18 protein-coding genes are annotated in these 22,114 nt (G+C 43.6%); 4 read left to right on the forward strand and 14 right to left on the reverse strand.

The features are described 5' to 3' along the window. Positions 1-13 precede the first annotated feature (13 nt). The 10 genes from Q0L00_RS10660 to Q0L00_RS10705 form a co-directional block, all read right to left on the reverse strand. Complete coding sequence (locus tag Q0L00_RS10660; protein ID WP_297336857.1) at positions 14-1,000, reverse strand: alpha/beta hydrolase; 987 nt, start codon at positions 998-1,000, stop codon at positions 14-16. Further along, on the reverse strand, positions 1,001-2,233 hold the full coding sequence (locus tag Q0L00_RS10665; protein ID WP_297336858.1) for an alpha/beta hydrolase-fold protein: 1,233 nt from the start codon (positions 2,231-2,233) through the stop codon (positions 1,001-1,003). Positions 2,234-2,416: 183 nt separating this feature from the next. Then, positions 2,417-3,682, reverse strand: a complete 1,266-nt coding sequence (locus Q0L00_RS10670) for an alpha/beta hydrolase (RefSeq protein WP_297336859.1) — start codon at positions 3,680-3,682, stop codon at positions 2,417-2,419. 314 nt (positions 3,683-3,996) lie between these two features. Then, positions 3,997-5,217, reverse strand: a complete 1,221-nt coding sequence (locus Q0L00_RS10675) for a permease (RefSeq protein WP_297336860.1) — start codon at positions 5,215-5,217, stop codon at positions 3,997-3,999. 128 nt (positions 5,218-5,345) lie between these two features. Next, entirely contained in the window at positions 5,346-6,878 is a 1,533-nt protein-coding gene (locus tag Q0L00_RS10680) for a SulP family inorganic anion transporter (RefSeq protein ID WP_297336861.1), read from the reverse strand. A gap of 456 nt (positions 6,879-7,334) precedes the next feature. After that, on the reverse strand, positions 7,335-8,303 hold the full coding sequence (locus Q0L00_RS10685) for a zinc-binding alcohol dehydrogenase family protein (RefSeq protein ID WP_297336862.1): 969 nt from the start codon (positions 8,301-8,303) through the stop codon (positions 7,335-7,337). 22 nt (positions 8,304-8,325) lie between these two features. Next, positions 8,326-8,625 carry a hypothetical protein gene (locus Q0L00_RS10690; RefSeq protein ID WP_297336863.1) on the reverse strand — a complete coding sequence of 100 codons (300 nt, stop codon included), beginning with the start codon at positions 8,623-8,625 and terminating at the stop codon, positions 8,326-8,328. A gap of 30 nt (positions 8,626-8,655) precedes the next feature. Beyond that, entirely contained in the window at positions 8,656-9,180 is a 525-nt protein-coding gene (locus Q0L00_RS10695) for a DinB family protein (protein ID WP_297336864.1), read from the reverse strand. 29 nt (positions 9,181-9,209) lie between these two features. Beyond that, the gene (locus Q0L00_RS10700) at positions 9,210-10,292 is read right to left on the reverse strand and encodes a hypothetical protein (protein WP_297336865.1); all 1,083 of its coding nucleotides are present in this window, start codon (positions 10,290-10,292) and stop codon (positions 9,210-9,212) included. 72 nt (positions 10,293-10,364) lie between these two features. Further along, positions 10,365-10,946, reverse strand: a complete 582-nt coding sequence (locus tag Q0L00_RS10705; protein WP_297336866.1) for a Crp/Fnr family transcriptional regulator — start codon at positions 10,944-10,946, stop codon at positions 10,365-10,367. A 232-nt stretch (positions 10,947-11,178) separates the two neighbouring features. Between Q0L00_RS10705 and Q0L00_RS10710 the strand changes: the two genes are divergently transcribed. Together Q0L00_RS10710 and Q0L00_RS10715 are read left to right on the forward strand one after the other, a co-directional pair. Continuing rightward, complete coding sequence (locus Q0L00_RS10710; protein WP_297336867.1) at positions 11,179-12,978, forward strand: potassium transporter TrkG; 1,800 nt, start codon at positions 11,179-11,181, stop codon at positions 12,976-12,978. A 270-nt stretch (positions 12,979-13,248) separates the two neighbouring features. Next, positions 13,249-13,941: a TrkA family potassium uptake protein gene (locus tag Q0L00_RS10715; RefSeq protein WP_297336868.1), complete on the forward strand. Its 693-nt coding sequence runs from the start codon at positions 13,249-13,251 to the stop codon at positions 13,939-13,941. Positions 13,942-13,947: 6 nt separating this feature from the next. Here the strand turns inward: Q0L00_RS10715 and Q0L00_RS10720 are convergent, their stop codons facing one another. From Q0L00_RS10720 to Q0L00_RS10735, 4 genes are all read right to left on the reverse strand, one after another. Next, the gene (locus tag Q0L00_RS10720) at positions 13,948-14,757 is read right to left on the reverse strand and encodes an ion transporter (RefSeq protein ID WP_297336869.1); all 810 of its coding nucleotides are present in this window, start codon (positions 14,755-14,757) and stop codon (positions 13,948-13,950) included. 204 nt (positions 14,758-14,961) lie between these two features. After that, positions 14,962-17,421, reverse strand: a complete 2,460-nt coding sequence (locus Q0L00_RS10725; RefSeq protein WP_297336870.1) for a bifunctional UDP-N-acetylmuramoyl-tripeptide:D-alanyl-D-alanine ligase/alanine racemase — start codon at positions 17,419-17,421, stop codon at positions 14,962-14,964. Continuing rightward, positions 17,399-18,484, reverse strand: coding sequence for a lysylphosphatidylglycerol synthase transmembrane domain-containing protein (locus tag Q0L00_RS10730; RefSeq protein ID WP_297336871.1), 1,086 nt, complete (start codon positions 18,482-18,484; stop codon positions 17,399-17,401). The genes Q0L00_RS10725 and Q0L00_RS10730 overlap by 23 nt, the downstream gene beginning before the upstream one ends. A 1-nt stretch (position 18,485) precedes the next feature. Beyond that, a complete protein-coding gene (locus Q0L00_RS10735) occupies positions 18,486-19,235 on the reverse strand; it encodes a segregation/condensation protein A (protein ID WP_297336872.1) in 750 nt (249 codons plus the stop codon). Positions 19,236-19,413: 178 nt separating this feature from the next. Between Q0L00_RS10735 and dxs the strand changes: the two genes are divergently transcribed. Then, positions 19,414-21,327: a 1-deoxy-D-xylulose-5-phosphate synthase gene (dxs, locus tag Q0L00_RS10740; RefSeq protein WP_297336873.1), complete on the forward strand. Its 1,914-nt coding sequence runs from the start codon at positions 19,414-19,416 to the stop codon at positions 21,325-21,327. Positions 21,328-21,331: 4 nt separating this feature from the next. Then, the gene (locus Q0L00_RS10745) at positions 21,332-22,099 is read left to right on the forward strand and encodes an alpha/beta hydrolase (RefSeq protein WP_297336874.1); all 768 of its coding nucleotides are present in this window, start codon (positions 21,332-21,334) and stop codon (positions 22,097-22,099) included. Positions 22,100-22,114 lie beyond the last annotated feature (15 nt).

Below are 22,114 nucleotides of genomic sequence, written 5' to 3' on the forward strand. Positions count from 1 at the left end.
GCTGGTATTTTTTTCATTCAAGTGTTTCATTCAAAAAGGTTTTGATTTCTTTTACATAAAAAGGTGCGTAAACTTCTTCCCAAAAGGAATCAAAATCTGCATCTTCGGGGAGTTCAGGTTCCCATACGGTCTGTAGATTTTCGCCAAAGGCTCGTTCCAAACTCGCTCTAAACGATGGGCCGGGATCATATTTTATGAAATGGTTTCGGATAAACTCCTGTCGGCTTGACTCCTTTCCCAGTTCTCGGAAATAGGCCGCCGCCTGAGCTACCCGATCATTCCAAGGTTTGAAATCAGGCGCTGAAACCTGTTGGATGGTCCGATTTAGATAAAATGCATTTCTTCCACCGGGAAGGCTTTCTACATCCATTTTGCTTAAAAAACGAAGTGTGGGGATAGCAATTCGAGCAATGGAATCGGACAAAAAATCCGGACGCCAGCTGTTTCTTGGTCCACGCATGGCCACTGCCCGTTCACCCAAATCCCAGGACATGGCGAGGAGTTCGCTTTCATATGTTCTGATCTCAGGTTCCGAGGAATTAAGACCCAAATAGGGATTACCAATCATCACTAGGGTCGCAATACGTTCCGGATGATGCTCGGCTATCCAGATCATATCCTGATTGGCGGGAATACGTCCGATCAAAACGGCTTTTTTGATGCCCAGCGCATCCATAAAGCCCAACAGGTCTTCCGATTGCGTGGCCACATCATAGCCCCATTCGCTGTGGTCTGATTTTCCCCAGCCCCTTCGTGTGACTGCCAGAACTTGATAATCTGAAATAAATTGCTGTGCGATACCTGCCATTTCTCCTGTGTGCCATTCGGATGCGTCATCATGAAAGGATTGCAGGAAAATCAGGGGTAGTCCAGAACCGCCAAAATCCAAATAGTGCAATTGGACGCCATTAGTCCGGATGAATTTATCCTGCACTTGCTGTGCATTCACTAATTTCAGCGAAACTAAAAATAGAAAGGGTATATAAATCAGGCCTCGCATTTAGTCTTGTGATGATTTTTCTAATTCTTCCAGTTTTTTCCTAGTTCCTGCATTTTCATCCCGCTTCAAGGCTTCCTTGAAAAATTGGATAGCCTTTTCCTTTTGTTCGCTTGCTAGGTAGAAATCCCCCAAGGAGTCATACACATTGGCACTTTCAGGATAATTCTTCACATTCATTTCAAAAAACAACTTGCTTCTAGCTAGATCACCTGCTTGCAGAGCCCAATATCCCAGCGCATTAATCATCGCTTCTTGGGGCTTGACCTCGTAGCCAAATTGCTCCGACATGCGCTGATGAATAGACTCAATACTTTTGATCAACTCCTCTGTGGTCTTATTTATGCCGATAAAAGGGTCAGCGGCATCGACCAGTTCTTGCTGCAGATCAGCATACCAAGCAAATAGAAACTTCAAACCATCGTAAGTTCCCGGAATCACCATATCGGTATGGCTTCCCTTGGGATAGTTTTTATATAAAACCCGCATATCGGAGCGCTCGGTGAGAAAATCTCGAATCTGTTCATTAGGAATTCGGAAAGTTGTCAACAAAGAATCAATTTTAGGATTCCCTGTGGCATTGGGGTCCGCTACGGCAAGCACATAGCCTTTACGGGCCAGTATTCCCTTTTCTGCTGCTTCTTTCAGCTTTTTCCCCATCAAACCCTCATCCCAAGTGGAAGTAGGATCTAAAGAAATTGTATTCTGGAATAAATGGGGACGGGTTGCCAAAGCATAACCCGATAAGAGTCCACCCAAAGAATGACCGATAAAGGTTCGGTATGGGCTGGTCGCATAGTTGCGGTCCATGTGTGGAATCAGTTCCTTTTCGATAAAGTCCAAAAATGCTTCCCCTCCACCTGATTGAGACACATCAAAACCAGAAGGGTCAATGGGCACATGCGTGGGAGTCAAATCTCGAGTTCGATTGCTGTTTTTGATCCCCACAATAATAGATGGGGGCATAGCATCAAAACTTAGCTGCTTGATGAGTTGGGTGGTGATTGCAAATTTGCTTTCTGCATCAAGTAGGTAAACCACCGGGCTGGGAGTTTGCTCCATTTCCAGATTCCGGGTACTCTGGGGTAGGTAAATAAACAAATGACGATTTTCTCCGAGGATTTCGGAGTAGAGACTATCTTGATGACCTTGATAGTATAATTGTTCACTGATGTTTTGGGTCCACCCAACATGTGCCAGGGAAGCATAAAGGAAAAGGGAATAGAAAAATCTCATTGCTTTAAAATTCAGTTTCACAACGAGTTAAAAGTCCGATTAAATTAAAAAGGGATCAATCCCTGAATTCAGGGATATTGAAATAATTAAGAGGTATTTAAGAGAAAATTAAATGAAAATTAGGTCTCCAAAAGGGAGGTTTTTTGCCTTAAATCAAAGAAAGGTGAAAGGGAACTAGGTTTATCACTTTTCCCCATTAACCCTTGCCAAGTTCTTTTTAAAAATACCTAAATCGTTGTGTTGACTTTTTTCTCCCAGCAAGACCGCTTTTTCATAATAGGCAACAGCCTCTTGTGTCTTTCCCAAGGCGACCAATCCGTCACCCATACTGTCATAAACATTCGCTGAATTCGGGTTTCGATTCAAATTATAGGTAAATAAAGCCAAAGCATGAGCTGGTTGATCTTTGCGAAGCTGATCGTAGCCGAGCATATTAATCGTTGCCTCTGGAATTTTCCCGGAAGCAGTGTGCATCTCCAATCCTTCCAGATAGTTGGCGAATCGCTCGGAATCATACCGTTGAGCGGCCTTCACCAATTTCTTAGTCGGATCCCCATAATACTTTGATAGAATGGAGGAAGCGATTTTTTCCGGTTCTTGTAGATGTAGGTAATGCGAATAATTGGACAGTAGGACCATTTCTGAATCTTCGCTATTCAAAATCTGAGACGTAAATTCAGCTATTCGGTTCTTGTGGAGCAGATTGACCATTTGCAGATAATCAACTGATAGTTTTGGCTCAAAAGGATTTTCCATAAAGACTACTTGCTTGCCTCCTGCGAGAATTGCGGATGGAATTTTTGGAAAATCATATAGCTCAGACTTCCTTCTTTCACCTTTTGCAAAATCAAACATGACTTGAGCTTCCGCCTTTATTCCTTCTGGTGCTTGTTGAAATCTTTTCTTTCGAAGATCAAAATACTCCGTGGCGACTTTCTCCCCATCCCAGCCCTCTTTGTCAAAAATGGCAACCATTTTTTCAAAGCTGGAAGACTCATCCACCGGATCTAGGTAAACCATCCCTTCTACCTGTTCGGGATAAGATTGGGCAAAATCCTTAATCAAAATGCCTCCCCATCCATGTCCTACCAAAATATAAGGGGGCTCTAGGTTCAATTCTGTGAGAAGGTTTTTGAGTTGTCGGGTTCGATTTTCGGGAGTTGGCAATTCCTCAAAAGAATCAGATTGGCCAATGCCTGCTCGATCATAAGCCAGCACGGGGGTGTTCTTGCCTAAAAGGTCGATCACTTTATTCCAAGTTTCGGCATTGGAGGCATGATTGCTTTCCAGAATAATCAGGGGTTGCCCTAATTTTCTGTTTTTGTCTCCCATCAATAAATAATGGATGGATTTACCGTCAACGAGAATAGACTCTCCTTTTGTTTGTGCTAGGCAAACGTTAGCCGAAAAGAAAATTAAGACAACTATTATTGAAACAACCTTTTTCATCTGTTTATAATTTGTTTCTCAGAGGTCATATGGAATCTCGCAATTCTAATCCTCCCGGTGTGTGACGGGTACGTCGTGCTCGATTTCATAACAAATTGATTTAAAGCATTCTATTTACAAAATATTTTTAAAAAATCTACTAATTTTAACTTCTTTTACTAATGAATAGTAGATCATTTAAGAGTGTAAGTTTGTTTTTCTCTGATTTACCATGGATGGCCAAAAACTTATTTGCCGCCTAGGAAGGAACACTTTCACTTAATTAATAGACTGTAAGTTTCCAGTTGTGCTCCAAACACGAACTTCAGGGATATTCAAACCACAAATCCCCAAACCAACATTCCCCCAGCCAACCAAACATAGGCTATGTAGGCCAAATAAGTCAAAATCTTCTCCAGCAAGGCACTTTTGGGCGCCATTTCCATATGATGCATGACGTCTTTTCCTTTGACAAATCCGAGGTAAACCAAAACACCGGTGATAACCAAGAAGAACAAATTGAAGAAAAAGGTGTAGTCAATCGCAAAGTGTTCCCGATCTGTGATATCGACTGATTTTGGGTCAGGTAAATAACCCAAAAGATCAAATCCATAGTGAAGCAATAAGGCAGTACCGATCAGAGAGGAAAAAAGCAAAAACAGGATAAACAGGGACATCTTCCATCCATAGTAAGTGGCATTGATTCGTAGCACGGGAAAGACCACCAAATCACTGAAGATAAAAGCCATCACTCCGGCAAAACTCACTCCTTTACCGAAGAGCAAGGCCGCCAAGGGAATATTTCCCATCGAACCGATAAAGGTCAGAAAAGCCGCCACGGGTCCGATGACGGTATGCTGCAGCAAGGTCAAAAAGGAAAAAGAATCGATATTTTCTCCGGTGTTGATAAATAACGAATGAAAAAAGGAATCCGGTACAAAACCCGATATGATCCCCGCAATCGTAAATCCAATGGTCACATCCTTCCAGACCATGTTCCATTCCATCACATATTGCTTACCCACTTTTGCCCAATTTTCAGAAGATTGTATTCGCTTTTTTAGGGACTGATCCGAGTGATCCTCCTCCTTGGCTTTGCCTAAATTTTTTCGGGCTTGTTCAATCAGTTTTTTGGGTTTGATTATCCGGATCAAAAACCAAGAAATCAAAATCAGCATCGCTCCTCCAACATATTCTCCCACGACAAATTGCCAGCCCAGAAAGATGGAAATGATGATTCCCAATTCGATTACCAAATTGGTCGAAGCCAAAAGAAATGCAATTGCTGCCGAAAAACTAGCTCCTTTCTGGAACAAGGATTTGGTGGTGGCTAATGCTGAAAAACTGCAGGAACTGGAAATAAAACCGAAAAAAGTGCCTAAAACCATGCTTTTGCCACCACTATCTCCCATGGTTTGTTGCATGCGCCGCTCGGTGACAAAAATCTGGATCAGTGAACTCAGTGCATAGCCCAAAATAAAAGCCCAAAGGGCCATCCAAAAAAATCCCAAACTGGTATGGGCCGACTGGGCCCAGTTTTCCAAAAATTTATCCATAGGTTTGATTTGAAATTCGACTTCCTTTTAAGGTAAAAAAAATCAAAGGACTGTGCAAAAAACCTAAAGAATGGTTAAGCTTTTCCAGAGTCTCAGACTTTGGAAAAGCATTTCTACCCAAGTCTCATTTATGCAAATTCATCCGTCAGCACCTTATAGGTCGGGTCTTCCATAATATTCACATCGATAATCTGATCGGCGCGTGCCAGCAATCGGCGACAATCCGGGCTCAGATGCTTCAGGTGAACTTTTTTACCCACTTTCATATAGCGTTCGGTAATTTTATTCAAGGCTTCAATTGCCGACATATCCACCACCCGACTTTCTCCAAAGTCAATAATCACCTCTTTGGGGTCATTCAACACATCAAATTTATCATTGAAAGCGGCCACTGAACCAAAGAAAAGGGGCCCGTACATTTCATAATGTTTAATGCCGTTTTCATCGATATGCTTGCGGGCACGGATACGTTTGGCATTGTCCCAGGCAAAAAACAAGGCTGCCAAAATCACTCCGATCAATACCGCCAAAGCCAAATTATGAAGTACCGCCGTGATGATGGTGACTAAAAACATCAAGAAAATATCCTTCTTAGGCATCTTGGTAATGGTGCGAATACTCGCCCATTCAAAGGTCCCGATGGCTACCATAATCATCAATCCAGTCAATGCCGCCATGGGAACCCGCTCAATCAAACTAGACCCAAAAACAATAAATACCAGCAACATGACCGCTGCCACAATCCCCGAAAGTCTTGCTCTGGCTCCTGAAGAGACATTGATCAAACTCTGTCCAATCATGGCGCAACCTCCCATTCCGGAGAAAAAGCCCGAAGCCACATTCGCCAGGCCCTGGGCCACCGCTTCCTTATTACTACGACCCCGGGTTTCGGTAATCTCATCAACAATATTTAGGGTCAAAAGCGACTCGATCAAGCCCACACCCGCCATGATCGCCGCATAGGGAAAAATAATCTGAAGTGATTCGAGGGTTAAAGGAATAGCAGGAATGTGAAATGGAGGAAATCCTCCTTTGATACTGGCAATATCGCCCACAGTTTTGGTGTCAATGCCCAAAGCGAGTACCAATCCAAACACAACCACAATTGCCGTCAAGGAAGCCGGAACAGCTTTAGTCAACTTGGGCAACCCCCAAATAATCAACATGGTCAAAAGCACCAAACCCAACAAAATGTAAAGGGGAGTTCCGGTCAGCCAATTGCCATCGCTGCCTTTAAACTGATTCAATTGAGACATGAAAATGATGATTGCCAATCCATTGACAAAACCGAAAATCACCGGATGGGGAACCAATCGGATCAATTTTCCCAGACGAAGTGAACCCGCCAAAATCTGGATAAGTCCTGATAAAACCACCGCTGCAAACACATATTCTACCCCATGAGTAGCCGCCAAAGTCACAATGACCACGGCAATTGCCCCGGTTGCTCCTGAAATCATCCCGGGCCTTCCACCCAGAATGGAAGTGACCAAACCCATCACAAAAGCGGCATACAAGCCCGTCAAGGGAGAAAGCCCAGCAATCAGTGCAAAAGCGACAGCCTCAGGGATTAAGGCCAACGCCACAGTCAGGCCGGAAAGAATTTCGGTTTTGTAATCTACGCGTTGGCTAAAGTCAAATAGATTGAAATACTTTTTCATCTGTTTATAATTTGTTTTTTAGAGGTCATATGGAATCCCGCAATTTTAATCATCCCGGTGTGTGTCGGGTACGTCATGCTCGATTTCATCAAGATAAAATAGGATTGATTAGGTGGAAATGAGTAGGTGCAAGAATGCAGACAAAGGGCATTTTTTCCGAAAGAGATTCAGAAAGAAATCAAAAATTAATGTGGCCCGTTTCCTAGCATAAAGAATTTCATTGCGCTGCAAAGGTAAGGGAAATATTCTTACCAAAGAATATTTTGCGCTCATGGGAAATGGGGCTTAGGCGGTGAATCCCTGAAAATCAGTTCTATTTACACCCGCAATCGATTACAGAGTTGCTAAGAAAAAAGATTTCTGCTCGAATTTAAATTGAATTTTTAGCCCGTAGATCTACGCCGATCAGATTCGCTAATTCACCGAGTAAGGTTAATTTAGGGTTTCGCTTTCTTTTCAAGTGACGACCACAATTTTCCCAGAAGCCTGATTGCTTTCCATCAATTGATGAGCCTCCACGATATGGGATAGCGGAATAACCCTTGAAATCTGAGGATTTACTATACCTTTCTCTATATTCTGGATAAAATCTTGAAAAGCCTCGGCATCTACGTCAATTGATCCACTATGAAAGGTGGTCAAGCCTACCGTACTGGGAATAAAATCCATAGGGGCAAAATCAGAAATAGACCAATTTTCAGATAACATCCCCGTAAAACAGAGTAAGCCTCCGGACTGAACCGATAGCATGGAATCTCCTAGCGTATTGGTTCCTATTAGCTCCAAGGCCTTTTCCACCCCCTTTGGAAAAAATTCTCTTACTTTCTCAGCTACAGTTCCCACATCGATTAAGACATGATCTGCTCCATTGGAAAGGAGAACTTCTTGATTTTTGGGATTTCTAGTGGTGGATATCACGCGGCATCCTTTGAGTTTTGCCCATTGGGCTGCCATCAATCCAATGGAGGAAGATCCTCCCCGAATGAGCAAAGATTCGTTTTTTTTGATATTTAGGGCTAATTCAAGTGAGCCAAACACCGTTTGGAACAACTCGGGCAAGGCGCCTAAAACACTCCATTCAAGCCTACTTTGGAACGGAGTCAAAATTGAACGGGGAAGAACGGCATATTCCTGATAACTTCCATCAAAATCTCTCCCCATACCTCCCATGCAAGCAGCTACTTTTTGACCGAATTTATACTCACCTGAAGGATCTTCTGCTACCTCCCCGACGCATTCTATTCCCAAGACCCGAGGAAAATTTACATTGGGCGAAACCCCTTTTCTGGTCATGAGTTCAGACCGATTGAGCCCAAAGGCTCTCACCTTCACCAAAACTTCACCTTTTTGAGGTTTTGGAATAGGTCTTTCCTCCATTTCTAAATTTTGGGCTCCTCCAGGATGATTTAAAACGATCGCCTTCATTTAAATTCCTATTGGCTTATTTTCAGCTCTTTGAAAAATCCTTCCGTACCGATATCCACCCAAAGCCCGATTGAACCACTCTGTGTTTTACCCAGCATTTCATTGACCAGAAAAGAGGGGTAGGCTTGATCCTGGAGAAAGAGCTTGACCCTTTTTCCAAGTCACGCTCCACCCGCAACACCCCCTCACCATTTAATTGATTTACAGTGGCTTTGACATGGGAAAGTTCAAATCCTCTCCCTTCAAAGGTTATCGATTGGGCCTGTCCTCCATAACTAATGGAGAACAAACTCAAAAGGGTCAATTTCATCAAATTATTCATGCTTGCTTGAGTTATGAAGCATTTAAAAGATTAAAACAACTTCTCTTGCGGAGGAGTCACACCCGCTAGACGGAGATAAACTGTCGCTTGACCACGGTGGTGAGTTTGATGTTCAAAGCATTTTTGCAGGGCTTTGGCTCGGCTCATTTCGAATTGTCCGAATAAATTCACCTGTTCATCCAACTGATTTTCAGATAAGGTTTTGAGGCTGCTGATCACGAAGTCATATCCAGCCAAAACCAGTCGGGCCACATTTTCTTTGGATTGGTCGGCGGATTGTTCAGATTCACCCATCTTGATGGGGTTTTCCACTCCTGTGCCTGCCGATGAAAATCCATAATTTGCATCGGTCAGGTGCAGCATTTGCTGGGCAAAGGAGCGCATCTCCGAAGTAGGTTTGAGATCAAAGCGATCTGCTGGCATGGCTTCCAAATATTCTTGGGTGTAGGCTTTGGCTCGCTCCCAGTCTTTGACCATTTCTTCTATGGAGTTTTGGGCAAAGGAAAGGCTGACAAAAGCCAAGAAAAAGGCAAGAGTTGCGAAAAGATTTTTCATTGAATTTGGTAATTTGAAGTTGATTTCACTTAATATTTTTGGTAAAACAATCCTGCTCCAAGATCACTTCCCAAAGTACCTGGAGCAATATGCAGGTAATATTTGCTGGTTGGATCGGTGACGATTTCCAAGCTTCCTTTTTTCTGGATGATGACATTTTCACCCAATTTCAATTTGTTGGGGTCCGCAGATTCGCCTAATCCTCCAGGACCTCCGCCCTTGTTGACCAGTTGATTATAACCGACCACTAGTGAATTGGATAATTGGAAACTTCTCTCCTCTTCCTGGTCCAAAATCCAAACTGCTTCGGCTTGGGTGACCACATTATTATAAAATTGAAAATCTTCTGCCAATGACCAAGTCCAAACCGCTGCTCCGTAGATATTTACGATCAAATTATGATGCATGGCGCTATTTTCCGAGGGCTGGTCAGAATGCCAAAAGACTACGGCATCCTTTACTCCATAAAACACACAGTGGTCTACCACTACGCCTTGACCGCTAGCCAAAACCGGGAGATGATTGGGAGCGGCATGGATATCACCTAAAAACAAGCACTGGGTTACCCTCAGGTCATCCAAATCCCTCCCTTCTCGAATGATGGGGTAGTTTCTGATGACCATTCCCTCCTTTGGTCGCTCATGTACCGGAGAACCCAACATGCGCAGTCCTTGAATAGTCACATGACTGGTCTCGATTTGGATTCCATTTGATGCTCCACCGAGTCGATCATCAGGGATATTGTCAAAGGGCATGGTGGAAATCAACACGGGCATTTTTCCCGGGTCCCAATTGTCGTCATCGGGCAGAATCTCAGCCCGGATTATCAGGCGATTTTCTTGGGTAAACTGCCTGTTGATCGGATCAAACCGAACCGTAGTATCGAGCGCATACATACCCTCTGCGAGAAAAACGGTCACAGGCCCCGATCCTTCCAGGGTATTGATTCGTGAGGCTGCTTCTTTTAAGGATTGTATAGGATGGTCCTTCTGCCCGGAATTTTGGTCATTGCCAGTTTTAGGATTGATGTAAAGAGTGCCTTGGTCCAGCTGTGCAAATACCTGAAGAATCAGCGTCTGGAAAAGCAAAAAGGTAATCTGTAGCCGTTTCATTCCTTGTCTATTTTTTGTTAAGACAAAGATCGAAGGACCAATTGAGGTTTACCCTTAATCTAGTTTAAGAAATCAGCCTCTAAGCTGAATATTTTTTCGGATTTTGCTCAAAAATTCCGGTGTGATACCTAGGTAAGATGCGATTTGCGTGTTGGGTAATCGGTTGGATAGATTTGGATACTGATCCAAAAATGCCAAATACCGATCCTCTGCGGTAGAACTAAAATTTTGCAAGACTCTATTCTGAATCTCAATGTATTTCAGTTCTATCAAGACTTTAAAAATCAGATTCAACTTGGGCACATGGGTATATAAATAATACAAATCTTGCTGCTTGATTTGAAAGATTGAGCTTTTTTCCAAGGCTTCAATGTTTAACTGACTAGGCTTTTGAGTATGAAAACTGCCAATATCAGCAATCCAGTCATTCTCTGCGGCAAACTGAATGTTGTGTTCAAACCCTCTGTCATCCACCCCAAACAAGCGAAAGCAGCCCTCCACTACAAATGAATAATGCTGACAAACTTCCCCAGCTAGTAAAATTTTTTCTCTTCGCTTTACCTGACGCACTTTTGCCCGATCGACCAAAAGTGTTTTTTCTTCAGCTGAAAGCGGGATAAAACTGCCTAAGTGGAGTGTAAGAGGGTGGGTCATGTAGCCTTAAAATTATCCTAACATCATTAACATCCGATTCATTTTCTGGAAAAGAAAATTATAAAGGATTTTAAGTCTTACGTTTCCTGAGTATGAGAATTTTCAATTCTATTTTGCTCTTAAAACTTCAAATTGAAAATCAATTTAGCGTTTTTTTCTCGTTAAATGAATTCAAGATTTATAGCAAAAGCCTAGTGAACTCCCTACATTTGGGGGTCCATTCAAATCTATTTTGAAGCTATTCTCTTCTCCAAGTCAACAAATTCGATTTCTGCAGAAGCTCCAAAAAACGCTTGAGCGACTAATTCGCTATGGAAGTTTTTTGGCTTTCCTTGTCCTGCTCCGCCATATTGGATACTCGGAAGATCCAGGGGAGCGCCTAATCGAATCGGTTATTTTTTCTTCGTTGATTTTACTGATTGGCTTCAGCTCTATAGTCAAAATCGGCTTTTTTGAAAAGTCAATCCAATCACCTCGAATCCTTACTGAGGTGCTGTTGAGCCTCTTTTTGATGATTTCGGCGATTTATCGCTTTGGTTTTTTTCCTTCGTCCTTCGACTCAAATCTCCAATGGCTGGAGAGTTATTACTTGGTCAATCTTTCGATCATTGTGCTCTTTTTTATCGAATTGAGTAAGCTGAGTATGGCCGTGAACCGCTTGCGCCTGAGTCCATCGTTGGTTTTTATTTTATCGTTTTTAATCGTCATTTGTATCGGAGCTGCATTGTTGAGTTTACCGGCGGCTACAACGCGGGATATTTCGGTGATTGATGCGTTTTTTACCTCGGTCAGTGCAGTCTGTGTGACCGGGTTAATTGTACTGGACACCTCCTCGGATTTCACCGTTTTCGGTCAAACTGTGATTCTTTCTCTTTTTCAAATTGGCGGCCTGGGAATGATGACCTTTACGAGTTTTTTTGGTTTCTTTTTTAAAGGCAGCTACAGTCTGGAAAACAGTCTTTTTCTGAGAGATTACATCAATGAAAACAATGTCAATGAGGTTTATTCCACGCTTTTGAAAATCATTTCCTTTACCCTATTGGTTGAAGGAGGAATAACACTGATGATTTATATCAATACTCCGGGATCCTTATTCGAAAGTGTTGCGGATAGACTTTTTTTTGCACTTTTTCATGCCATTTCTGCCTTTTGCAATGCCGGGTTTTCTACCCTTCGCAATGGGCTTTTCGAAGCTGGATTTCGGGAGCTTTATACGATGCAGTTGGGAATATGCCTTGCCATAGTACTGGGAGGCATCGGTTTTCCAGTGGTGTTAAACTATTATTCCTACCTCAAGCATTTGGTTGTCGGGGGGTGGAAAAAGATGTGCCGATATGAAGAGTTTCGGCATGTGGCCCGTACGACCAACCTGACTACCAAACTGGTGATGTATACCACTGGTTTTTTATTGATTCTGGGAGCGGTGGTTTACTATTTTGCCGAAAAAGAACATACCCTTCAAGGCTTGAGTCCCTATGGACAGTTTGTTACCACGGTTTTTGGTACGGTTACTCCAAGAACTGCAGGGTTTAATACCGTGGATATGACGCAGCTCGCCATGCCCACGGTATTGATTTACTTGGTGTTGATGTGGATCGGTGGATCTCCGGGCAGTACGGCAGGAGGATTGAAAACCAGTACCTTTGCCGTGGCGGTGATCAATACGGTCAGTATTGCCAGTGGAAAAAAGAGAGTAGAAATATTTGGTAGGGAAATCAGTCAGGATAGTCTTCAAAAAGCCTTTGCGGTAATCGCACTTTCCTTTTTGATTATCGGTTTGGGGGTATTTTTGGTGACGCTTTTTAATCCCGAATTGGCCTTAATTGATGTGGCTTTTGAAGTGTTTAGTGCCTTTTCTACCGTAGGCTTGAGTTTGGGAATAACGGCTTCGCTCAGTACGGCAAGTAAAGTTGTGATCATGATCATCATGTTTATCGGTCGAGTAGGAAGTTTGACTATTTTAGTAGCTGTAGTCAGGAAGGCCGGAAGTCAAAAGTATGCATATCCAAAAGAAACCATTATAATCACGTAAAACATGAAATCGAGCATGATATGGCCCTCACATACTGGTATGAGGATCAACCCTGCGAGATTCCCTGTGGCCGTCAAGAAATAAAAATAAACACATGAAATCGAGCATGACCTACCCGTCACACACCGGGATGATTATATTTGCGAGATTCCATCTGACCTCTAAAAAGCAAATTTTAAACAGATGAAATGCCCTTGAGAATCCACCTCACACAAGGAAATGATTAAACAGGGCATTCCATCTGAGCACTAAAAACCAAATTATAAGCAGATGAAATACATCATCGTAGGAATGGGAAATTTCGGAGGTTATTTAGCCATCCAGCTCACCGAAATGGGCCATGAGGTGGTTGGCATAGATACCCGTGAGTCAAAAATTGACTTTGTAAAAGACCGGGTTACCCATGCAGTTTTGTTGGACGCGACAGACTTACAGGCGGTGAAAACCCTACCCATAAAGGATACGGATGTGGTGATTATAGCTATAGGTGAGGATGTGGGTGCTTCAATCATGAGTACAGCCATGTTTAAGCAACTCAAGGCCAAACGAATAATAGGCAGAGCCATTAATAATCTCCATGAAACAGTTTTACGGGCTATTGGGATCGAAGAAATCATTCATCCTGAGGAAGAGACCGCGGATCGATTAGCGAAGAGATTGGAAATGAAAGGGGTGATTGATTCCTTGGAAATTTCTGATGAATATAATATTGTTGAAGCCAAGGTTCCCAAACGATTTGTGGGTATGACTGTATCGGAATCGAATATACGCCGTGAATTTTTCCTCAATATCATGACGATTATCCGACTCGAGGAACGTAAAAACCTGATTGGTTTGCCTGTCCCTCATAAAAATGTGTTGGGTGTAATTAATGCTGATTACACGTTTAAGGATGGGGATTTACTTTTGCTTTTTGGCAAACTCAAACATCTCCAGGAGTTTCTGAATCTTTCTGAGGATTAAGGGAAATTAATCCAGGGAAGTACCACATTCCCGACAAAAATGATCCGAAGAGTCCAATCCGTCCTTTCCACAATGCGTGCAGGTCCGGGCGGAGGCATGGTGATCTGCCGACTTCATTTTTGCCATTTCAGAGCTGACTATGCCAGTGGGTACGGCTATAATCGCATAGCCCAAGAGCATGATCAAAGAGGCCATGAATTGCCCCAAGGTGGTCACTGGGGTAATGTCCCCAAAACCCACCGTAGTCATGGTTACAATCGCCCAATACATGCCTTTGGGAATAGAGGTGAATCCGGACTCAGGCCCTTCGATCAAATACATCATCGTCCCCATGATCAGTACCACGGTTAACACCGTGAACAAAAAGAGTTGGATTTTGGCCATGCTGGCTTTCAAAGACCTGCGGATAAAGTCAGCCTCTGCCAAATATCTTCCCAGCTTTAATATTCGGATCACACGCAAAAGCCTCAAGGCACGGACGACGGTCAACAATTGGACATTGGCTACAAAAAAACTCAGATAAACGGGTAAAATCGCCAACAAATCCACTAGGCCATAAAAGCTGGTGACATATTTCATCGTTCGGCTGGTAAGCCAAACGCGCAGAATGTATTCTAGCGTAAACAAACAAGTGAACAGCAATTCCAGCTGATAAAAAAGTTGGCCGTAATCAGCTCTTAGGTGGGACACAGAATCCAAAATAGCCACTATCACCGAGGCAAAGATAAGGACCAACAAGACCAAGTCGAAGGTTCGCGATGCTCGATCATCCGATTCGAATACAATGTGGGCCAGACGCTTTTTACTGAGTTTCATTTCGGAATTTACTTAAAATAGGATGAAAGGTTAATTTGCTCTAAGTCAAAACTCTTGGGAAATCGGGATGGATGAGGAGACTGGGCTCAGCACAGGCTTGCTGATGACCGATGCTTCCTTAAATTTAACGTTTAAGCTGATTTTAGGCCGTTTAAATTTCTTCCTTTTAAGGCGGGAAGATAATCAGATTTAAAATTCAATTCATCAATCCAAGTAATAGACTCGCTTGACCCGACTGCTGATATTGGTCAGGAGTTCGTAGGGAATTGTTCCGATTTGATCAGCGAGCTCTTTGAGGGAAATTTCCTGTCCGTAAACGACTGCTTCATCCCCGGTCTTGACTTCCATTCCGGTCACATCCACCATCACCATATCCATGCAAACATTGCCGATGACCGGAGCCTTTTTTCCGTGAATGAGCACATAGCCTTTGCCATTGCTAAATCTCCTGTCAAAACCATCTGCATAGCCGATGGGAAGGGTGGCAATTTTTCCGCCTTTTGCCATCATGCCCTTTCGGGAATAACCTACCGTCTCCCCTGGCGCTAGGGTTTTGACTTGGGAAACCGTTGTTTTTAAGGTGCTTACTGATTTCAATGCGGTGTCGTGAGTTCCGGTCACCTCCACTCCATAAAGCCCGATTCCCAAACGAACCATATCCCATTGATATTCCGGAAAGCGAATAATCCCCCCGGAGTTTAGGGCATGGATCAACGGTTTTTCGTTCAAAACCTCAATCAAAAAACCGTTCATCTGTTGGAAGTTTTTCAATTGCTGCCGGGAATATTCCTCATGGATTTGTTCATCCGAACCGACCAGATGGGTATAAATCGAGGCAATTTGCAGATGCGTGGTCTGTTTTAATTCGCTTCGCAATTCCGCTAAATCCTCTCTATCAAATCCCAATCGATGCATTCCCGTATCCAAATCCAAATGAACTTTTAGGTGGGCATTCTGAGCGATGCACCATCGATTTAGTTTTTTGAAAAAATCCAAACTGAAGACCACCGGTTCTAACTCAACTTGTTTTAAGAGATGAAAGGATTCCTCCAATGGATTCATTACCATGATCGGCAGTTTGATTCCTTGCTGGCGCAAAGCAACTCCCTCGTCGGTATAGGCTACGGCCAGGTAATCCGCTCCCAGCGCTTGCAGGTGATTGGAGATTTCTACCGCTCCACCTCCATAGGCAAAGGCCTTGACCATGACCATAACTTTGGTATCGGGACGAAGGCGTTTTTTGAAAAAATTGAAGTTATGGGTGAGCGCATTCAGATTGATCTCCAAAACCGTTCCGTGGATTCGCTGCTGTAAGAGGTTGATCACCGATTCGAAACCAAAAGATCGGGCACCGGTGACCAAAATCAGGTCATTTTGAAATAAATCCGGATTTATCCATTGGAGCAACGCTTCGGTACTGGCGAAAAAGTCTGCCTTTCCGGGCCATTTTTTCCCGATGGCTTGAATGGATTTTCCGACGCCCAGAACCCAGTCTATGTCGTGGTTTTGAATCAAGTTGACCACTTCGGGGCACCATAGATCCGAAGATCCTTGCTGTAATAAATCCGAAATAATCAAAATTTTCCGACGTTTGGCTCGCTGCATCTTCATAAAGTCCAAGGCGATTCGCAAGCCCTCTAAGTCATTATTGTAGGTATCATCGATGAGGCTACAATCATTGACCCCCGCTTTGAGGGTGAGTCGCATATCCACGGGTTTGAGATGCTGAAGCCCCTGTTGAATTTGCTCAGGATCAAGCTGAAGAGTCAACGCTGCGATGATGACGTGCGTGACGTTTTCAAGCGATGCTTTATCCGAAAATTGGGTGAAAAAGGTAAAGGTGCTCAGATCGGATTTCATCAGGATAATTCTCGCCCCTTGCTCCAAAATTTTGATGGAGCGGGTAAAATCCGCTCCGGGCTGATCCGACCAGCTGATCAATCTTTCCCGTGCAAAGTTCTTTTGGATTTCGGCGTCGATTTCCAGGTGATCGGAGCAATAAATCAGCAATTTGACCTCTTGAAAAAGGGTCAGTTTTTCGTTGATCTTGTCTTTTCTATCAAAAAACCCTTCCTCATGGGCCGCACCGATATTGGTAAAAATCCCCAAATCAGGCCGAAGAATCTCTTCCAATGCTTTCATATCCCCTTTTTGGGAAACCCCTACCTCCATGACAGCGACTTGGTGGTAAGGCTCCATCCCAAAAACAGAAAGGGGAACACCCACTTGGGAATTGTAGCTTTTGGGACTTTTGGCTACCGAAAACCGCTCTGAAAGCACCTGCCCCAGCCATTCTTTGACAATGGTTTTCCCATTGGATCCGGTGATTGCTACGAGCGGATTGCTAAAGCCTGAGCGCTGATGTGCCGCTAGCTTTTGCAAGGCATCCTGGGTGCTTTCTACCCGGATAAAGGTCACACCGGGGTGGTTGCATTTTTCATCTTTGGAGACCAAAAAGGTCAACACCCCCTGATCGATCAAATCAGGAATGAAACGGGCACCATCCACTTTGGCACCTTTCAATGCCACAAAAAGCGTATGAGCCGGATCGATCACCTGGCGGGAATCAATGGCGATTCGGCGGATCGAACCTGAGGAAGCTAATCCCTGGATCTCTCCGGAGGTGATGGACGCAATCTGATCAGGGTTGAGATTCCTTAGCATCGGCAGAGGGATTGCTTTTTTTCTTGAAGAAAACCTGACGAATCCACCGTGGAAGGAAAATCGCCCCCAGAATCAGATAAGGATAATAGGAAAGCAATCTCCACAAAATACTCGTCACGAAAGTATACCCTCCCAAAAACTGGGCAAAAAACTGTCCGAAGAAAAACTCAGCCGTCCCCGAACTTCCAGGAGTGGGTGAAATCATCATCACAATCCACATGATCACCTGACGTGCAAATACGATCACTTGGTTGTCCAGTGATAAGGGGATGTAAGCTGAAATCAACGCATTGAGCATCAGATAGCGGGAGGACCAAATAAATATGGTGGCCAGAATCACCGGGACCCAATAGTTATAATTTTTCCCGCTTAATTCTTTTGAAGCATCGATGATTTGATTTCCGTATTCCTGGGCATCGTGCTTCCATTTTCTCAGCCATTTGATCGAGAAAATTTTGATCAAAATCCATTTAAATACCCTGGGCCGGTAAAAAAGTGCCAAGGCCATAATCAAACTGTATGAGGCATACAGTCCATAGCTGATCCAAAAGATGGCCTGAAGACTATTTTCGAGTTGGTTTTTTAGGAGTTGGCTATCAGGAAAAATATTTCCTTTAGCAAAATAAAGAATTACCGGTGCTCCGATGATGAAGAAAAGATTGTCCAAAATTGCGGTAACCATCACAAAAGCAATGGCTCTGCCGAGTTTGATTCCCTCTTTGTGGAGAATGAAGATGGCTACTGCTGTTCCTCCAACCACTGAAGGTGTCACCGCAGAGGCAAACTCCCAGAGAATGATCACGTAGATGGCCCGAGTCCAAGAGATTTCTTTTTGGGTGATTTCACGAATCCGGTATACATAACCCAAATCCCTGAAAAATATCACGACGATTGCCAGCACGATAAAGGCTGCCGAGGCATCAAACACTCCGCGGAGTGTATTGGCATTGACACTGGGGTCAAAATAAAACATCCCAAATACGATCCCCAATCCAATCAGAATGGGAACCCAGACCCTATTGGGGTTGAGTGTTTTAAAAATCTTCTTATTGTCAAGCTTCATATTAGGCTACTCCGATCGGCTCCGTCTTTTCTACCCAAAAATTATTGTATCCTTCTCCGATGATAATGGTCACTTCTGACAGCTGAAGAAGCTCCAATATGGCCAAGAAGGTGTATATGACAAATATTTTATCAGGTTTGTAGCTGATGAAATCGGTAAAAGGTACTTTTCGCTTAAAGCTTATTTTTTCCAACACAAAATCTTTTTGTTGCTCTATGGTGTAAGGATACTGAATGACGGTGTGTTTTGTTTCTTCGGTTCGGGCGGACATTTTAGCCATACATTTCTGAAAAACCTTCAATAGCTTATAGAGGTCCACATCTTGGAGCTCAGCATCCACATCGTCAATTTTGCTGAGCGCTTTCAGTTCGGCTGCAATATTACCTCTTTTCTCCTTGGCCAATCTGCTTTCCTCTAACGCGGAGAGCTCCGCCACTACGGATTTGTATTTTTTATACTCCAATAAATTCCGGATGAGTTCCTCTCGCGGATCGATTTCTTCTCCCTTTTCGTTGAGCTCGGGTCGTGGAAGCAGCATTCGCGATTTGATCTTCATCAGCGTAGCCGCAAAGAGGATAAACTCGCTAGCCACTTCGATTTCCATTTGCTCCAAATGGTGAAGATAATCGAGAAAATCATTGGTAATCTTAGAGATAGGAATATCGTAAATATCGAGTTCGTCACGCTCAATGAAGAAGAGCATGAGGTCAAATGGACCCTCAAAAAGCGGTAATTTGATTTCGAAACTCAATGGATATCTAAATTAATGGTTAATTTTGTTCCCTTATTGTCAAAGATATTCAATTACTAGAAATAATTGGATTTCAGGTCGGAGAATCGGGGGATTGTACTTAGTTGCTATGCTAACTAAAAAACAAACAATTCTTTGTTAAGTTTATCTTTTCTGACCACAAATCGTAGAAACATTCATGTTGATTCAACCCGGAGAATTGTTAGCCCAAATAGATAGTCCAGAGGATCTAAAAAAGTTCCCCAAAGATAAATTAGTCCAAATTTGCGATGAGTTGCGTGACTTTATCATAGACAACGTTTCTGTGTATGGAGGTCATTTTGGAGCCAGTTTGGGCGTAGTGGAGCTTACTGTTGCGCTACACTATGTACTCAATACTCCAGAAGACCAACTCGTTTGGGACGTGGGTCATCAAGCCTATGGGCACAAAATTTTAACTGGGAGAAAAAATAAATTTCATACCAATCGAATTTTTGGGGGAATCTCCGGCTTTCCAAAAAGAAAAGAAAGCCAATACGATACTTTTGGAGTAGGCCACTCAAGCACCTCTATTTCTGCTGCACTGGGAATGGCAGTAGCTTCCAAATACAAAGGTTCAAAAATCCAACACGTTGCCGTCATAGGGGATGGTTCCATGACCGGAGGAATGGCTTTCGAGGCCATGAATCATGCAGGGGTAAGCGATTCCAATCTGCTGATCATTCTCAATGACAACTGCATGGCCATTGATCCTAATGTGGGGGCTTTGAAAGATTACTTGACCGATATCACCACTTCCCATACTTACAATAAAGTCAAGGATGAGGTCTGGAAAATGCTGGGTAAGTTCAGCAAATTTGGCAGCTCTGCTCAGGAAGTGATTTCCAAAGTCGAAGGAGCGATCAAGTCGGCTGTGCTGAAGCAAAGCAATCTTTTTGAATCCTTAAATCTCCGATACTTCGGTCCGGTTGATGGCCATGATGTGAATCATTTGGTGGAGATCCTGCGGGATTTGAAAGATATTCCCGGTCCAAAAATCCTTCATTGTGTTACCGTGAAAGGAAAGGGGTATGAGCCAGCAGAAAAAGGAAACCATACCACTTGGCATGCCCCGGGTACTTTTGACAAGGTTACCGGAGAGATCTATAAAAAAACTCCAAGTAAACCCCAGGCTCCAAAATACCAGGATGTCTTTGGCCATACGATAGTCGAACTGGCAAAGGCAGATTCTCGAATTATGGGCGTGACTCCAGCCATGCCATCGGGATCTTCTTTGAACATCATGATGAAAGAAATGCCTGATCGGGCGTTTGATGTGGGGATTGCCGAGCAGCATGCGGTGACTTTCTCTGCCGGTTTGGCTACGCAGGGATTGATTCCCTTCTGTAATATTTATTCCACTTTTATGCAGCGGGCTTATGATCAGGTGATTCATGATGTCTGTTTGCAAAATTTGCCTGTGGTCTTCTGTCTTGATCGGGCTGGATTTGCCGGAGCAGATGGACCCACTCACCACGGCGCCTATGATTTGGCTTATTTCCGATGTGTGCCCAATCTGGTTGTAGCAGCACCGATGAATGAGGAAGAACTACGCAATATGATGTATTCTTCTACTCAGCATGGAGGTCCCTATTCCATCCGATACCCGCGAGGAAATGGCGTCATGCCAGAATGGAAAACGGAATTTCAAGCCATTCCAACAGGTCAGGGTAGAATCGTCAAAGAGGGGGAAGAAATTGCCATTTTGACCCTAGGCCATATTGGGAATTATGCCGTAGAGGCCTGTGAAAACCTTGAAAAAGAAGGTTTAAATCCGGCGCATTACGATATGCGATTTGTGAAACCTTTGGATGAGGAATTGCTTCACGAGGTATTCGGTAAATTTAAAAAAGTCATCACGGTGGAAGACGGCTGTCTGATGGGTGGATTTGGTTCGGCCATACTGGAATTCATGGTCGATCATGGCTATCAGGCTCAGGTGAAGCGCTTGGGTATCCCGGACGAGGTGATCGAGCATGGTGAGCAAATCGAACTCCATCGCCTTTGTGGATTTGATCCCGAGGGAATCGCCAATGCCGTGCGAAGCATGACTGAAGTGCTCAAAATTAACTAAAATCATGTCTCCCATTCATTTTTTTGAAAAGGGCTCGGGTCAGTCTGTGGTTTTGATCCATGGATTTTGTGAAATCGGAGCCATGTGGGAGGATTTTGCCCAAGAATTATCGCAAAGTTTTCATGTCCTTTGTCCGGATTTACCCGGTTTTGGAAAGAGTCCATTGCCCAAACCGCAAATCTCTTTGGAGGAAACCGCCGTCGTGCTGGAGGAGTGGATGGAAGCGCATTCAATCCACAATCCGATTATTATCGGTCATTCTTTAGGCGGTTATATAGCCTTGGCTCTTTTGGAGTTGATGGGGAATAAAATCAAGGGAATAGGGCTTTTTCACTCGACGGCATTTGCCGATGATGCCGAGAAAAAAGAAATGCGGAATCGCACGATTCAGTTTTTGAAGAAGTTTGGTGCAGAGAAGTTTGTCAGTTCATTTGTACCCCCACTTTTTTCGGAGAAACACCGGGAAGAATTTGCCGATGAAATCGAAAAGGCCACCCAACAGGCAAGGCAATCTACCTTGGAGGGATTGATCGCCTTTACCGAAGCCATGCGGGACCGCAAGGATCGATTCGAAGTTCTGAACAACTTTCAAGGCCCCAAACTCATGATTGCCGGTACGGAAGACGGGGCGGTCAAAATTGAAGCTAGCCGTCAGCAGAAAACAGCCTTTACCGATTATGTGGAACTCGAAGGCACAGGCCACATGGGGATGATTGAGGAGAAGGAAAGAACCTTAGCTTTGGTCAGAAATTTTTTAATTGAATCCATTTAGGACTCATTCTAAGTG

The organism is Algoriphagus sp. (assembly GCF_024305035.1).
In the GTDB taxonomy this organism is placed as follows: Bacteria; Bacteroidota; Bacteroidia; order Cytophagales; family Cyclobacteriaceae; genus Algoriphagus.

Coding starts and splice junctions, on each gene's coding strand:
- Q0L00_RS10690 (WP_297336863.1), bottom strand. CDS start 8,625: ATGAATAATTTGATGAAATTGACCCTTTTGAGTTTGTTCTCCATTAGT.
- Q0L00_RS10715 (WP_297336868.1), top strand. CDS start 13,249: ATGAAATACATCATCGTAGGAATGGGAAATTTCGGAGGTTATTTAGCC.
- Q0L00_RS10675 (WP_297336860.1), bottom strand. CDS start 5,217: ATGGATAAATTTTTGGAAAACTGGGCCCAGTCGGCCCATACCAGTTTG.
- dxs (WP_297336873.1), top strand. CDS start 19,414: ATGTTGATTCAACCCGGAGAATTGTTAGCCCAAATAGATAGTCCAGAG.
- Q0L00_RS10700 (WP_297336865.1), bottom strand. CDS start 10,292: ATGAAACGGCTACAGATTACCTTTTTGCTTTTCCAGACGCTGATTCTT.
- Q0L00_RS10665 (WP_297336858.1), bottom strand. CDS start 2,233: ATGAGATTTTTCTATTCCCTTTTCCTTTATGCTTCCCTGGCACATGTT.
- Q0L00_RS10680 (WP_297336861.1), bottom strand. CDS start 6,878: ATGAAAAAGTATTTCAATCTATTTGACTTTAGCCAACGCGTAGATTAC.
- Q0L00_RS10670 (WP_297336859.1), bottom strand. CDS start 3,682: ATGAAAAAGGTTGTTTCAATAATAGTTGTCTTAATTTTCTTTTCGGCT.
- Q0L00_RS10730 (WP_297336871.1), bottom strand. CDS start 18,484: ATGAAGCTTGACAATAAGAAGATTTTTAAAACACTCAACCCCAATAGG.
- Q0L00_RS10745 (WP_297336874.1), top strand. CDS start 21,332: ATGTCTCCCATTCATTTTTTTGAAAAGGGCTCGGGTCAGTCTGTGGTT.
- Q0L00_RS10695 (WP_297336864.1), bottom strand. CDS start 9,180: ATGAAAAATCTTTTCGCAACTCTTGCCTTTTTCTTGGCTTTTGTCAGC.
- Q0L00_RS10705 (WP_297336866.1), bottom strand. CDS start 10,946: ATGACCCACCCTCTTACACTCCACTTAGGCAGTTTTATCCCGCTTTCA.
- Q0L00_RS10660 (WP_297336857.1), bottom strand. CDS start 1,000: ATGCGAGGCCTGATTTATATACCCTTTCTATTTTTAGTTTCGCTGAAA.
- Q0L00_RS10720 (WP_297336869.1), bottom strand. CDS start 14,757: ATGAAACTCAGTAAAAAGCGTCTGGCCCACATTGTATTCGAATCGGAT.
- Q0L00_RS10685 (WP_297336862.1), bottom strand. CDS start 8,303: ATGAAGGCGATCGTTTTAAATCATCCTGGAGGAGCCCAAAATTTAGAA.
- Q0L00_RS10725 (WP_297336870.1), bottom strand. CDS start 17,421: ATGCTAAGGAATCTCAACCCTGATCAGATTGCGTCCATCACCTCCGGA.